This is a genomic window from Pseudomonas brassicacearum, assembly GCF_918698105.1.
Taxonomy (GTDB): Bacteria; Pseudomonadota; Gammaproteobacteria; order Pseudomonadales; family Pseudomonadaceae; genus Aquipseudomonas; species Aquipseudomonas brassicacearum_F.
This window is the reverse complement of the sequence record NZ_CAKKMI010000119.1, coordinates 1-13275: the sequence shown is the minus strand read 5'-3', so window position 1 is coordinate 13275 and position 13275 is coordinate 1. Positions and strand designations below refer to the sequence as shown.

Below are 13275 nucleotides of genomic sequence, written 5' to 3'. Positions count from 1 at the left end.
AGCCTGCTCGCGATCGCGGTGTGTCAGTCAACACCCATTCTGCTGACCCGACGCCATCGCGAGCAGGCTCGCTCCCACAGTAGGGTGGTGTTGTGTTCATGAAAGTAAAAAGTAATCACGCCCTTCGACCTGTCCGCGCCGCAACGGGTTGCGGGTGCACCATGGGGCATAGGCGGCGTCGACGAAGCGGTAGGGCAGGTGCTCGTCGCGTCCCAGGGGAATGCCCAGGCGAGTGGTCTGGATCGCATTGACCGTCGGCACGCCGACATCTTCCACCAGCAAGCGCTCGGGGTCGAAGCGTTTGGCGTCCCAGTCCGGCACTTTCAGCCCCAGGGCTTTGCACAGCAGGGTCTGGCCGGCGCAAAGTTTTTGCGGTGTGCGCGGTCGGCCTTGGGCGTCGGGGTTGTTGAGCAGCATTTGCGCCAGGCTCGCCGGCCCGCAAAGGGCATCGACCCACGGGTACGCCGATTTGATCAGCACCGCGTTGCCGGGGCCTTGGGCGCTGAAGTTCAGCGAATCGCCGCCCCGGGCGTAGTACATATAGATGTGGCCGCCATCCAGAAACAAAGCCCTGCGTTTTTCTGTGTAGCCCAGCGAGGCGTGGCTGCCTTTTTCGGCGAAGTAATACGCCTCGGTCTCGATGATCCGCGCACTGAGCCACAGCTCACCGACCTTGTGACGGATGACTTTGCCCAGCAGGTCCTTGGCGAGCACCTGGGCGTCGCGATCAAAAAAGGCGTGGGGCAGGGCGTTGGGCGATGGCAAATCGGTCATGGCGATAAACGAAGTGAGGCCAAAGGAAGCGCGATGATAGCAATGGAAAGCTTAATCACCGCTGAACAGTCGCTTCAACCGGCTGTTTACAGCTGTTTTGCTCCTCCGCCGGTCACCACTGTGAGTCCATGCTGTTAGTCGAGGGTTACGACAGCTATAATCTGCCGCTTTCCTCATCGCCAAGACCACACAGACCATGACTGAGTCCGTTCTTGACTACATGACCCGCCTGGGTCGCGCCGCTCGTGCAGCGTCGCGCATCATCGGCCGGGCCAGCACCGCGCAGAAAAACCGCGCCCTGCAGGCCGCCGCCAATGCGCTGGACGCTGCGCGTGCCGAGTTGTCCGCCGCCAATGAGCTGGACCTGGCCGCCGGCCGGGCCAATGGTCTGGAACCGGCCATGCTCGAGCGCCTGGCGCTGACCCCGGCCCGCATCGACGGCATGATCGTCGGTCTGCGCCAGGTTGCGGCCCTGCCGGACCCGGTCGGGGCGATCCGCGACATGAGCTACCGGCCGTCGGGCATCCAGGTCGGCAAGATGCGCGTGCCACTGGGCGTGGTCGGGATCATCTACGAGTCGCGCCCGAACGTGACCATCGACGCCGCCAGCCTGTGCCTGAAATCGGGTAATGCGACCATCCTGCGTGGCGGCTCCGAGGCGATCCATTCCAACCGTGCCATTGCCGCCTGCATCCAGCGCGGCCTGGCCGAGGCCGATCTGCCGGCGGCCGTGGTGCAAGTGGTGGAAACCACTGACCGCGCCGCAGTCGGCGCGCTGATCAGCATGCCCGAATACGTCGATGTCATCGTGCCGCGTGGCGGCAAGGGCCTGATCGAACGGGTCAGCCGCGACGCCCGCGTACCGGTGATCAAGCACCTGGACGGCATCTGCCACGTCTACGTCAGCGCCCACGCCGACTTGCCGAAGGCCCAGCGCATCGCCTTCAACGCCAAGACCTACCGCTACGGTATCTGCGGCGCGATGGAAACCCTGCTGGTGGACCAGGCCGTGGCCAAGGATTTCCTGCCGTCGATGGCTGCCCAGTTCCGCGAAAAAGGCGTCGAACTGCGCGGTTGCGAGCGCACCCGGGCGATCATCGAGGCCGTTGCGGCCACGCAAGAAGACTGGGACACCGAATACCTGGCGGCGATCCTGTCGATCCGTGTGGTCGACGGGCTGGACGAGGCCATCGAGCACATCAACCGCCACGGCTCGCACCACACCGACTCCATTGTCAGTGAAAACCTGGGGGAAACCCGGCGCTTCGTGGCCGAAGTGGATTCGGCGTCGGTGATGATCAACACCCCGACCTGCTTCGCCGATGGCTTTGAATACGGATTGGGTGCCGAGATCGGCATTTCTACTGATAAGCTGCACGCCCGCGGCCCGGTGGGCCTCGAAGGCCTGACCTGCGAGAAGTACATCGTGGTCGGTGATGGCCAGTTGCGCGGACAGGAGCCGGTCTGACTTGGGCGACCTCGACCCGCCAGCTGCTGTGACGACAACCCCGCCCCGGCGCATCGGTATCCTGGGCGGCACGTTCGACCCGGTGCACATCGGCCATTTGCGCGGTGCGCTGGAAGTCGCCGACGCCCTGGCCCTCGATGAACTACGCCTGACGCCCAGCGCCCGGCCACCTCATCGGGATACGCCGCAGGTGTCGGCGCAGGACCGTCTGGCGATGGTCGAGTGCGCGGTGGCCGGTGTGGCGCCGTTGGTGGTGGACGCCCGCGAATTGCAGCGGGACAAACCGTCCTACACCATTGATACCCTGGAGCTGATGCGTGCCGAACTGGCCGCGGATGCCCAGGTTTTTCTGCTTCTGGGCTGGGACGCATTTTGCGGCCTGCCCACTTGGCATCGCTGGGAAGAGTTGCTCCAGCATTGCCACATCCTGGTGCTGCAACGCCCGGATGCCGACAGCGAGCCGCCGGATGCCTTGCGCAACCTGCTGGCGGCCCGCTCGGTGAGCGACCCGCTGGCCCTGAAAGGGCCGAGCGGACAGATTGCATTCGTCTGGCAGACGCCGCTCGCGGTTTCCGCCACCCAGATCCGTCAACTGCTGGCCAGCGGTAAGTCGGTACGTTTCCTGGTGCCCGACGCGGTCCTGGCCTACATCGATGCGCACGGGCTTTACCGTGCGTCGAACTGAACAAGGTGTGCTTCAAGGCACGTGAATGCGTGTAGCGAAGCGCCTGAACATACGAGCAAAACGAGTTTTATATGACTGACAAAGACGTAAACAAAGTAAAGCGCAAAGGCACGTTCAAAAGCGCCCCGCTGCCGGTAGAGGCCCACACCGGCGTCGTACTGGCCGGTGAAGAACTGGTCAAGGTTGCCGTGGCGGCCCTGGAAGACGTCAAGGCCCAGGACATCCAGGTGATCGACGTTCGTGAAAAGCAGAGCATCACGGACTACATGATCATCGCCACCGGTACCTCCAACCGCCAGATCGGCGCGATGCTGGACAAGGTCCGCGAAGCGGTCAAGGCTCAGGGCGTCAAGCCGCTGGGTGAAGAAGGCAAGGGTGACAGCGACTGGGTACTGCTGGATATGGACGACGTCATCGTGCACATGATGACTGCCTCGGCGCGCCAGTTCTACGACCTGGAACGCCTGTGGGCCGGTGCCGAGCAGAGCCGTTCGGCCAGCGCCGCGCACCACAGCCCGGAAAACCCCCATGAGCACTTCACCAAGCTCAACAAAGACCAGCAATAAGGGACCGCTGTGCGACTGCGCCTGATCGCCGTCGGTTCTCGCATGCCCAAGTGGGTGGAAGAAGGCTGGCATGAATATGCCAAGCGTCTTCCGTCCGAGCTGGCCCTGGAACTGGTGGAAATTCCGCTCAACACCCGTGGCAAGAACGCCGACGTGGCGCGCTTCATCCGCCAGGAAGGCGAAGCCATGCTGGCCAAGGTCGGGCCGAACGAGCGCATTGTCACCCTCGAAGTCCATGGCAAGCCCTGGAGCACCGAGCAACTGGCGGTGGAGCTCGATCGCTGGCGGCTGGATTCGCGCACGGTCAATTTCATGGTCGGTGGCCCGGAAGGGCTGGCGCCGGAAGTCTGTGCCCGGGCCGATCAGCGCTGGTCATTGTCGCCGCTGACGTTGCCACACCCGCTGGTGCGGATCCTGATCGGCGAACAGCTGTATCGTGCCTGGACAGTCCTGTCCGGGCACCCTTACCACAAGTAATCCTGCCCCATGCCCCAGCCGATCCGCATCAAGGACCACGAAAAAGACGCCCGCCTGGTGCGCGGCCGCGTCGTGTTCGGCGCTATTGCGGTGGTGACGCTGATCGGCGTGCTGATTGCACGCTTGTATTTCCTCCAGGTGATCCAGTACGAGTACCACTCGACCCTGTCGGAAAACAATCGTGTGCATGTGCAGCCGATTCCGCCGACCCGCGGGTTGATCTTCGACCGCAATGGCGTGGTGGTAGCGGATAACCGGCCCAGCTTCAGCCTGAGCATGACCCGCGAGCGCTCCGGCGACTGGCAGCACGTGCTCGACGTGATCGTCGAAGTGCTGCAACTGACACCCGAGGACCGGGCGATCTTCGAGAAGCGCATGCGCCAGGGCCGTCGCCCGTTCGAGCCGGTGCCGATCCTGTTCGAGCTGACCGAAGAGCAGATCGCCCTGATCGCCGTGAACCAGTTCCGCCTGCCCGGCGTCGAGGTGGTGGCGCAGTTGGTGCGACATTATCCCCAGGGGGCGCATTTTGCCCACTCGGTCGGCTACATGGGACGGATCAACGAGAAAGAGCTCAAGACCCTCGATCCGGTCAATTACAGCGGCACCCACCATATCGGCAAGACCGGCATCGAGCGTTTCTACGAGCCCGAGCTGCATGGCCAGGTGGGTTACGAAGAAGTCGAAACCAACGCCCGCGGCCGCGTATTGCGGGTACTCAAGCGCACCGACCCGATTCCCGGCAAGGACATCGTCCTGAGCCTGGACATCAAGCTGCAAGAGGCCGCCGAAGCGGCGCTGGGCGGTCGGCGTGGTGCCGTGGTGGCGCTGGACCCGAACACCGGCGAGGTGCTGGCGATGGTCAGTCAGCCGAGCTTCGACCCGAACCTGTTCGTCACCGGTATCAGCTTCAAGGCCTACGCCGAGTTGCGCGATTCCATCGATCGGCCGCTGTTCAATCGCGTGCTGCGCGGCCTCTATCCGCCGGGTTCGACCATCAAGCCGGCGGTGGCGATTGCCGGGCTGGACTCCGGCGTGGTGACCGCTTCGACCCGGGTCTACGATCCGGGTTATTACCAACTGCCGAACTACGACCACAAGTACCGCAACTGGAACCGCACCGGCGACGGTTATGTGGACCTGGAAACGGCCATCATGCGTTCCAACGACACCTACTTCTACGACCTGGCCCACAAGCTGGGGATCGATCGGCTGTCGTCCTACATGAACAAGTTTGGACTGGGTCAGAAAGTTTCCCTGGACATGTTCGAAGAATCGCCCGGCTTGATGCCATCCCGGGAATGGAAGCGCGCGACCCGGCGCCAGGCGTGGTTCCCCGGCGAAACCCTGATCCTTGGGATCGGCCAGGGCTACATGCAGGCCACGCCTTTGCAACTGGCCCAGGCCACGGCGCTGGTGGCGAGCAAGGGCAAGTGGTATCGCCCGCACCTGGCCAAGACCATCGAAGGCCAGAAACCCGTGGACCCGGACCCGATGCCGGACATCATCCTGCGCAATCCGTCGGACTGGCAGAAGGTCAACAACGGCATGCAGCAGGTGATGCACGGCGCCCGGGGCACTGCCCGCAAGGCGGCCATCGGCGCGCAGTACCGGATTGCCGGCAAGAGCGGTACGGCCCAGGTCGTCGCCATCAAGCAGGGCGAGAAGTACGACCGCTCCAAGGTCCAGGAACGTCACCGCGACCACGCCTTGTTCGTCGGCTTCGCACCGGCCGACAACCCGAAGATCGTCGTGGCGGTAATGGTCGAGAACGGTGAGTCGGGCTCCGGCGTCGCCGCGCCGGTGGTGCGCCAGATCATGGACGCCTGGCTGCTGGACGAGCACGGCCAGCTCAAGCCGGAATACGCAAGCCCCACCACTGCGGAGGCTACGGCCCGTGAAGAATAATTTCGACCGGATCCTCTCCAGCGAGGATGTGATGCGCCGTCGTGCCACCTTGTTGCAGCGCATGCACATCGATGGTCCATTGCTGATCCTGCTGCTGACGCTCGCCGCAGGCAGCCTGTTCGTGCTGTATTCGGCCAGTGGCAAGAACTGGGACCTGCTGGGCAAGCAGGCCACCTCGTTCGGCCTCGGCCTGGTGTCGATGATCGTCATTGCCCAGCTCGAGCCGCGTTTCATGGCCCGCTGGGTGCCGCTGGCCTATGTAGCGGGTGTGGCCCTGCTGGTGGTGGTGGACGTGATGGGCCACAACGCCATGGGCGCCACCCGCTGGATCAACATTCCCGGGGTGATTCGCTTCCAGCCTTCGGAATTCCTCAAGATCATCATGCCGGCGACCATCGCCTGGTACCTGTCCAAGCGCACCCTGCCACCGCAGCTCAAGCACGTGTGCATCAGTTTGTTGCTGATCGGCATCCCGTTCATCCTGATCGTGCGCCAGCCGGACCTTGGCACTTCGCTGCTGATCCTGGCCGGTGGTGCCTTCGTGCTGTTCATGGGCGGGTTGCGCTGGCGCTGGATCCTCAGCGTCATCGCCATCGCCGTGCCGGTATCGGTGGCCATGTGGTACTTCGTGATGCACGACTACCAGAAGCAGCGAATCCTGACCTTCCTCGACCCGGAGAGCGATCCGCTGGGCACCGGCTGGAACATCATCCAGTCCAAGGCCGCCATCGGCTCCGGCGGGGTGTTCGGCAAGGGCTGGCTGATGGGCACCCAGTCGCACCTGGACTTTTTGCCGGAAAGCCACACCGATTTCATCATCGCCGTGATGGGCGAGGAGTTCGGCCTGGTGGGCATCTGTGTGCTGCTGCTGATCTATTTGCTGCTGATCGGCCGGGGGCTGGTGATCACCGCCCAGGCCCAGACGTTGTTCGGCAAGTTGCTGGCGGGCAGCCTGACCATGACGTTTTTTGTTTATGTTTTCGTCAACATCGGTATGGTCAGTGGCCTGTTACCGGTCGTGGGGGTGCCGTTGCCTTTCATTAGCTACGGAGGAACTTCGCTGGTGACACTACTGTCAGCGTTTGGGGTCTTGATGTCGATTCATACGCATCGCAAGTGGATCGCGCAGGTTTGAATAAGGTGAAGAGTTCAATGCAAGCAATGCGTGGCTGGTCGACGCGATATGCGCCGTGGATCGGCCTGGTGGGCTTCCTGGGCGGTGCGCCGCATGCCCAGGCTGGCGAATACGAAGGCTCGCCGCAGGTGGCCGAATTCGTCGGTGAGATGACCCGCGACTACGGTTTTGCCGGTGAACAGCTGATGGGCGTGTTTCGCGAGGCTGAGCGCAAGCAGTCGATCCTCGACGCCATCTCCCGGCCCGCCGAGCGGGTCAAGCAGTGGAGCGAGTACCGGCCGATGTTCATCACCGAGGCGCGTATTGCCCGGGGCGTGGACTTCTGGCGCCAGCACGAGGCGGCCCTGGCCCGTGCCGAGCAGGAATACGGCGTTCCGGCCCAGTTCATTGTGGCCATCATTGGCGTCGAGACCTTCTTTGGCCGCAACACCGGGAATTTCCGGGTGATCGACGCACTGTCGACTCTGGGCTTCGATTACCCCCCGCGCGCCGAATTCTTCCGCAAGGAGCTGCGCGAGTTCCTGCTGCTGGCCCGCGAAGAGCAGGTCGACCCGCTGACCCTCAAGGGTTCCTATGCCGGGGCCATGGGCTTGCCGCAATTCATGCCCAGCAGTTTTCGCGCTTACGCGGTGGACTTCGACGACGACGGCCACATCAATATCTGGACCAACCCGACCGATGCGATCGGCAGTGTTGCCAGCTATTTCAAGCGCCACGGCTGGGAAGCCGGCCAGCCGGTGGTCAGCCGGGCCGACGTGCGTGGCGAGCAGGTGGACGAGGGCCTGACCGAGGGCATCGAGCCGACGAAAACCGTCGGGGAGTTGCGGGCGTTGGGCTGGTCGAGTCATGATGCGCTGCGTGACGACATGCCGGTCACCGCGATACGCCTGGAAGGCGAACAAGGCCCCGAATATTGGATGGGCCTGAAGAATTTCTACGCGATTACGCGTTATAACCGCAGCGTGATGTACGCCATGGCCGTATATCAACTGTCTGAAGAGCTGGTCAAAGCACGGGGCGTCAAATAATGCGGGCATTGCCTACCTATCAACCCCTGAAAGCCAAACCCTTCAAGCTCGTGGCGTTGGCCGCGCTGTCACTGTTGGTCGTCAGTTGTTCGACCAGCCGCGCGCCGACCCAGAAAAACTCCACCGCCGTGCGCGCGACGCCCGGCCTGGACATCAATCGGGCCCACAAGGACGGCGCGCCGTGGTGGGACGTGGATGTCTCGCGCATTCCCGACGCCACGCCAACCCTGCACACCGGCCCCTACAAGGCCAACCCGTACACGGTGCTGGGCAAGACCTATTTCCCGCTGAGCGACTCCAAGCGCTACGTGGCCTCGGGCACGGCGTCCTGGTATGGCACCAAGTTCCACGGCCAGAACACCGCCAACGGCGAGGTGTATGACCTGTATGGCATGAGCGCGGCCCACAAGACCTTGCCGCTGCCCAGCTATGTGCGGGTGACCAACCTGGACAACAACAAGACTGTGATCCTGCGGGTCAACGACCGCGGGCCGTTCTATTCCGACCGCATCATCGACTTGTCGTATGCGGCGGCGAAAAAGCTTGGATACGCTGAAACCGGCACCGCGCGGGTCAAGGTCGAAGGTATTGACCCGCAGGAATGGTGGGCCCAACGCGGCCGTCCGGCGCCTTTGATGCTCAACGAGCCGAAAGTGGCGCAAAATGCCGCGCCGACCGTGACGGCGTCCACCGGCACGGTCGAGCAGTGGACGCCACCGCCGCAGCAGCACGCGGCGGCTGTGGTGCCCGTTCAGCTCGACGCAAAAAAAAACGCTTCTGCAACAGCGTCTGGCCAGTATCTGCAAGTGGGCGCCTTCGCCAACCCGGACGCTGCCGAGCTGCTGAGGTCGAAGCTCAGCTCGATGGTGAGCGCCCCGGTGTTCATCAGCTCGATCGTGCGCAACCAGCAGACACTGCATCGGGTGCGCCTGGGGCCGATCGGTTCTCCGGGTGAAGTCCAGCAAGTGCAGAACAGTGTGCGCCTGGCCAATCTCGGTTCGCCGAGCCTGGTCAGCGCCGAGTAATTGATTGAGGCCCGCTTGCGGTTGGAGCGGGTCAGGTTGTTGGCTCCATCAATAATAAAAGCCCGGCAAGGGTTGTGAGTGAGCAACTAAATACGCGGCGGCCCGATAAGAGGCTGCCTGTTAGTTTTGCCTTCGGGCAGTCCCATTAGCGATTTCGAGAGACGGATGAACATCACCACCTTTGCCAAACGCCTTTGCCTGCTAGTCCCGCTGCTTCTCTCACCGGCCGCGTTCGCGGTCGAGATGATGCCGGCGCCTCCTCAATTGGCCGCCAAATCCTTTGTGCTCATGGATGCCAGCAGCGGCGAGGTCCTGGTAGAGAACAACGGTGACCAGCGCCTGCCACCGGCCAGCCTGACCAAGCTGATGACCGCCTACATCGCCACCCTGGAAATCCGTCGTGGCCAGATCGGTGAAAACGATCCGGTGACCGTCAGCGAAAACGCCTGGCGTACCGGCGGTTCGCGGATGTTCATCAAGGTCGGTTCGCAAGTGACCGTCAGCGACCTGCTGCACGGCATCATCATCCAGTCCGGCAACGACGCCAGCGTCGCCCTGGCCGAGCACATCGCCGGCAGCGAAGACGCGTTCGCCGATATGATGAACAAAACCGTGGCCGACCTGCGCATGACCAACAGCCACTTCATGAACCCTACCGGCCTGCCAAACCCTGAGCACTATTCGTCGGCTCACGACATGGCGCTGTTGGCACGGGCGATCATTCACGAAGACCCGGCGCACTACGCCATCTACTCCCAGAAGGAATTCTTCTGGAACGGCATCAAGCAGCCTAACCGCAACCTGCTGCTGTGGCGCGACAAGACCGTCGATGGCCTGAAGACCGGCCACACCGAAGAAGCCGGCTATTGCATGGTGTCTTCGGCTGTGCGTGACGGCATGCGCCTGATCGCCGTCGTCTTCGGTACCAACAGCGAAGTGGCCCGTGCCGCCGAGACCCAGAAGCTGTTGACCTACGGTTTCCGTTTCTTCGAAACCCAGACCTTCTACCAGAAGGGCACCGAACTGGCCCAGGCCCAGGTCTGGAAAGGCACCACCAATCAGGTGAAGGCCGGCCTGGCCCAAGACCTGACCATGACCTTGCCTAAAGGCCAGCTCAAGAAGCTCGCTGCCAGCATGACTATGAACCCGCAACTGACCGCTCCCATCGCCAAGGGCGACGTGATCGGTAAAGTCGAAGTCAAACTGGACGACAAAGTGGTGCACAGCGCCGACCTGATCGCTCTGGACGCGGTCGAGGAAGGTGGTATCTTCCGCCGCATGTGGGATAGCATCCGTCTATTCTTCTACGGCTTGTTCAACTGATTGAAGTGTTGACCTGCATGGCCTCGTTCCCATCCGGAGCGGGGCCATGTGCGTTACCACGGCTTACGAGGCCGTTACCCCATGACAGACTCTGAAGTAAAAGCACCAAAGATCGAATTTCCTTGCGCGGATTATCCGATCAAGGTCATCGGCGACACCGGCGTGGGTTTCAAGGACCGGATCATTGCGATTCTTGAAAAACATGCCACCGTTGACCACAAGACCCTGGCCGAGCGCCAGAGTACCAACGGCAAGTACACGACAATCCAGTTGCACATCATTGCCACTGGCCAGGAACAGCTCTACGACATCAACAGCGACCTGCGCGCGACCGGCTTCGTGCACATGGTGTTGTGATGCCGGGCACGCTGGGCTTTCGCGAGCTGGGCACGATGGCTTACGAGCCGGTCTGGCATGCCATGCAACGCTTCACCAACGAACGCGGCACCACCGCCGACGATGAAGTCTGGCTGGTGGAACACCCACCGGTGTTCACCCAGGGCCAGGCCGGCAAGGCCGAGCACCTGCTGCTGCCAGGGGATATCCCGGTGGTGAAGGTCGACCGCGGCGGGCAGGTGACCTACCATGGCCCTGGCCAACTGGTCGCCTACCTGTTGCTGGATGTGCGCAAGCTGGGGTTTGGTGTGCGCGAGCTGGTCACCCGCATGGAGACATGCCTGATCGAGCTGCTGGACAGCTACGGTGTGACGGCGGCGGCCAAGCCGGATGCGCCGGGTGTCTACGTCGACGGGGCGAAGATCGCCTCCTTGGGATTGCGAATCCGCCACGGCTGCTCGTTTCACGGCCTGGCGCTGAACGTGGACATGGACCTTGCGCCATTTCGACGGATTAATCCCTGTGGCTACGCGGGACTGGCGATGACCCAGTTGAGCGAGCACGCAGGATCGATTGAATTTGCCGAGGTAAGTGCCCGGCTGCGCGCGCAGCTCGTCAAACACCTCGACTATGCTGAGCAGACGACCCTCACGGGCGGAATCGACTGATATGACTACTGATGCAGTGCAAACCATTATCCCGACGCAGGACGTCACCGAGCGTCCGGCCCCACGTGCCAAGGTAGAGGCCGGCGTCAAGCTGCGCGGCGCCGAGAAGGTTGCACGCATCCCGGTCAAGATCATCCCGACCACCGAATTGCCGAAGAAGCCTGACTGGATCCGCGTGCGCATCCCGGTGTCCCCGGAAGTCGACCGCATCAAGGCCCTGCTGCGCAAGCACAAGCTGCACAGCGTTTGCGAAGAAGCTTCCTGCCCGAACCTGGGCGAGTGCTTCTCCGGCGGCACCGCCACGTTCATGATCATGGGCGACATCTGCACCCGTCGCTGCCCATTCTGTGACGTCGGCCACGGCCGTCCGAAACCCTTGGACACCAACGAGCCGCAAAGCCTGGCCATCGCCATTGCCGACCTGAAGCTCAAGTACGTGGTCATCACCTCGGTGGACCGCGACGACCTGCGTGACGGCGGTGCCCAGCACTTTGCCGACTGCATCCGCGAGATCCGCAAATTGTCGCCGAATGTCCAGCTGGAAACCCTGGTGCCCGATTACCGTGGCCGCATGGACATCGCCCTGGAAATCACCGCGGCCGAGCCGCCGGATGTGTTCAACCACAACCTGGAAACCGTACCGCGCCTGTACAAGGCCGCGCGGCCGGGTTCGGACTACCAGTGGTCGTTGACCTTGCTGCAACGCTTCAAGCAGATGATGCCGCACATTCCGACCAAGTCTGGCTTGATGCTGGGCCTGGGGGAAACTGATGAGGAAGTTATCGAGGTCATGAAGCGGATGCGTGAGCATGACATCGATATGCTGACCTTGGGGCAGTACCTGCAGCCTTCGCGTAGTCACCTGCCGGTGCAGCGTTTTGTGCATCCGGATACCTTTGCCTGGTTTGCTGAGGAAGGGTACAAGATGGGGTTCAAGAACGTGGCTTCGGGGCCGTTGGTGCGGTCTTCGTATCATGCGGATGAGCAGGCTAAGTTGGTTAAGGCTGAGCTTTTGGGGTCCTGATTTTTGGCGTTGGTTTTTGGGGTGGTGTGTATATCCGTTTCTTCGGTAACGGCTACTTAAGGTTCCGCTCTTACAGCGGGTCACTTTTGAAGAGCGCAAAAGTAACCAAAACGCTTTTGCCCCACCACTCGGTGCCTCGCCTAGGCTCGGCATGCCTGAACGAAGGCATCGCTCCGTGGGCCGCCGCGAAGGGCCATCCATGGCCCAGCGCGGCTAACCCGGCATCCATGCCGGGTTGCCCACTGCGCAATACCTTCGTTCAGCCAGCGTGGTTAACGGGGCGCCCCAGATCAAAAACTGAACCGAGGCGGCCTAACAGCCGGCCTGGTTCTTGGTGGGACCGCGTTTCCCCCTGTGGGAGCGGGCTTGCTCGCGAAGGCGGTGGGTCAGTTTGCGGTGAATGTTTGGATGTGCCGGCCTCATCGCGAGCAAGCTCGCTCCCACAGGGTTTTGCGGTGTATATGGGGTTTTGTGGCTGCTGAAGATCCAATGTGGGAGCGAGCCTGCTCGCGAAGGCGATGTCACAATCGATGAAGCTGTTGGATGTGCCGGCCTCTTCGCGAGCAGGCTCGCTCCCACAGGGTTTTGCGGTGTATATGGGTTTTGTGTCTGCTGAAGATCCAATGTGGGAGCGAGCTTGCTCGCGATAGCGGTGGCTCAGCCACATAGATGCCGGCATGTGCCCGCTCTTGCTTTGGCTTTGGCTTTGGCTTTTGATCTTGGGCGCCCCGTTAAACCACGCTGGCCGAACGCAGGCATTGCGCAGTGGGCATCCCGGCATGGATGCCGGGATAGCCGCGCTGGGCCATGGATGGCCCTTCGCGGCGGGCCCACGGAGCAATGCCGGAGTGAGGGCACACC

At 62.4% G+C, this 13275-nt stretch carries 13 protein-coding genes; 12 read left to right on the top strand and 1 reads right to left on the bottom strand.

Going from position 1 to position 13275, the window contains the following annotated elements:
* Positions 1-96: 96 nt before the first annotated feature.
* Positions 97-774, bottom strand: coding sequence for a DNA-3-methyladenine glycosylase (locus tag LQ215_RS28010; RefSeq protein WP_230153511.1), 678 nt, complete (start codon positions 772-774; stop codon positions 97-99).
* Positions 775-970: 196 nt separating this feature from the next.
* Between LQ215_RS28010 and LQ215_RS28005 the strand changes: the two genes are divergently transcribed.
* The 12 genes from LQ215_RS28005 (at position 971) to lipA (ending at position 12414) form a co-directional block, all read left to right on the top strand.
* The gene (locus LQ215_RS28005; protein ID WP_230153510.1) at positions 971-2242 is read left to right on the top strand and encodes a glutamate-5-semialdehyde dehydrogenase; all 1272 of its coding nucleotides are present in this window, start codon (positions 971-973) and stop codon (positions 2240-2242) included.
* Positions 2211-2927: a nicotinate-nucleotide adenylyltransferase gene (gene nadD / locus LQ215_RS28000; protein ID WP_230153509.1), complete on the top strand. Its 717-nt coding sequence runs from the start codon at positions 2211-2213 to the stop codon at positions 2925-2927. Before LQ215_RS28005 ends, nadD begins: the two co-directional genes overlap by 32 nt.
* 71 nt (positions 2928-2998) lie before the next feature.
* Complete coding sequence (gene rsfS / locus LQ215_RS27995; RefSeq protein WP_003205895.1) at positions 2999-3493, top strand: ribosome silencing factor; 495 nt, start codon at positions 2999-3001, stop codon at positions 3491-3493.
* A 9-nt stretch (positions 3494-3502) separates the two neighbouring features.
* Positions 3503-3970, top strand: a complete 468-nt coding sequence (gene rlmH, locus LQ215_RS27990) for a 23S rRNA (pseudouridine(1915)-N(3))-methyltransferase RlmH (RefSeq protein WP_003185785.1) — start codon at positions 3503-3505, stop codon at positions 3968-3970.
* Between the two features lie 9 nt (positions 3971-3979).
* Complete coding sequence (gene mrdA / locus LQ215_RS27985; RefSeq protein WP_230153508.1) at positions 3980-5875, top strand: penicillin-binding protein 2; 1896 nt, start codon at positions 3980-3982, stop codon at positions 5873-5875.
* Between the two features lie 31 nt (positions 5876-5906).
* Positions 5907-7010: a rod shape-determining protein RodA gene (rodA, locus tag LQ215_RS27980; protein WP_230153512.1), complete on the top strand. Its 1104-nt coding sequence runs from the start codon at positions 5907-5909 to the stop codon at positions 7008-7010.
* 17 nt (positions 7011-7027) lie between these two features.
* On the top strand, positions 7028-8038 hold the full coding sequence (gene mltB, locus LQ215_RS27975) for a lytic murein transglycosylase B (protein WP_063324228.1): 1011 nt from the start codon (positions 7028-7030) through the stop codon (positions 8036-8038).
* Positions 8038-9063, top strand: a complete 1026-nt coding sequence (locus LQ215_RS27970) for a septal ring lytic transglycosylase RlpA family protein (RefSeq protein WP_230153507.1) — start codon at positions 8038-8040, stop codon at positions 9061-9063. Before mltB ends, LQ215_RS27970 begins: the two co-directional genes overlap by 1 nt.
* A gap of 165 nt (positions 9064-9228) precedes the next feature.
* Positions 9229-10386, top strand: coding sequence for a D-alanyl-D-alanine carboxypeptidase family protein (locus LQ215_RS27965; RefSeq protein ID WP_230153506.1), 1158 nt, complete (start codon positions 9229-9231; stop codon positions 10384-10386).
* An 81-nt stretch (positions 10387-10467) separates the two neighbouring features.
* A complete protein-coding gene (locus LQ215_RS27960; protein ID WP_230153505.1) occupies positions 10468-10743 on the top strand; it encodes a DUF493 domain-containing protein in 276 nt (91 codons plus the stop codon).
* Positions 10743-11390 (top strand): lipoyl(octanoyl) transferase LipB, encoded by a 648-nt coding sequence (lipB, locus tag LQ215_RS27955; protein WP_230153504.1) that lies wholly within the window; start codon positions 10743-10745, stop codon positions 11388-11390. Before LQ215_RS27960 ends, lipB begins: the two co-directional genes overlap by 1 nt.
* Before the next feature lies 1 nt (position 11391).
* Positions 11392-12414, top strand: a complete 1023-nt coding sequence (lipA, locus tag LQ215_RS27950; RefSeq protein ID WP_230153503.1) for a lipoyl synthase — start codon at positions 11392-11394, stop codon at positions 12412-12414.
* Positions 12415-13275 lie beyond the last annotated feature (861 nt).

What these genes read in the sequence shown, in the direction of transcription:
- LQ215_RS28010 (WP_230153511.1), bottom strand. Translation starts at nt 774, where the DNA reads ATGACCGATTTGCCATCGCCCAACGCCCTGCCCCACGCCTTTTTTGAT.
- LQ215_RS28005 (WP_230153510.1), top strand. Translation starts at nt 971, where the DNA reads ATGACTGAGTCCGTTCTTGACTACATGACCCGCCTGGGTCGCGCCGCT.
- nadD (WP_230153509.1), top strand. Translation starts at nt 2,211, where the DNA reads ATGGCCAGTTGCGCGGACAGGAGCCGGTCTGACTTGGGCGACCTCGAC.
- rsfS (WP_003205895.1), top strand. Translation starts at nt 2,999, where the DNA reads ATGACTGACAAAGACGTAAACAAAGTAAAGCGCAAAGGCACGTTCAAA.
- mrdA (WP_230153508.1), top strand. Translation starts at nt 3,980, where the DNA reads ATGCCCCAGCCGATCCGCATCAAGGACCACGAAAAAGACGCCCGCCTG.
- rodA (WP_230153512.1), top strand. Translation starts at nt 5,907, where the DNA reads ATGCGCCGTCGTGCCACCTTGTTGCAGCGCATGCACATCGATGGTCCA.
- mltB (WP_063324228.1), top strand. Translation starts at nt 7,028, where the DNA reads ATGCAAGCAATGCGTGGCTGGTCGACGCGATATGCGCCGTGGATCGGC.
- LQ215_RS27970 (WP_230153507.1), top strand. Translation starts at nt 8,038, where the DNA reads ATGCGGGCATTGCCTACCTATCAACCCCTGAAAGCCAAACCCTTCAAG.
- LQ215_RS27965 (WP_230153506.1), top strand. Translation starts at nt 9,229, where the DNA reads ATGAACATCACCACCTTTGCCAAACGCCTTTGCCTGCTAGTCCCGCTG.
- LQ215_RS27960 (WP_230153505.1), top strand. Translation starts at nt 10,468, where the DNA reads ATGACAGACTCTGAAGTAAAAGCACCAAAGATCGAATTTCCTTGCGCG.
- lipB (WP_230153504.1), top strand. Translation starts at nt 10,743, where the DNA reads ATGCCGGGCACGCTGGGCTTTCGCGAGCTGGGCACGATGGCTTACGAG.
- lipA (WP_230153503.1), top strand. Translation starts at nt 11,392, where the DNA reads ATGACTACTGATGCAGTGCAAACCATTATCCCGACGCAGGACGTCACC.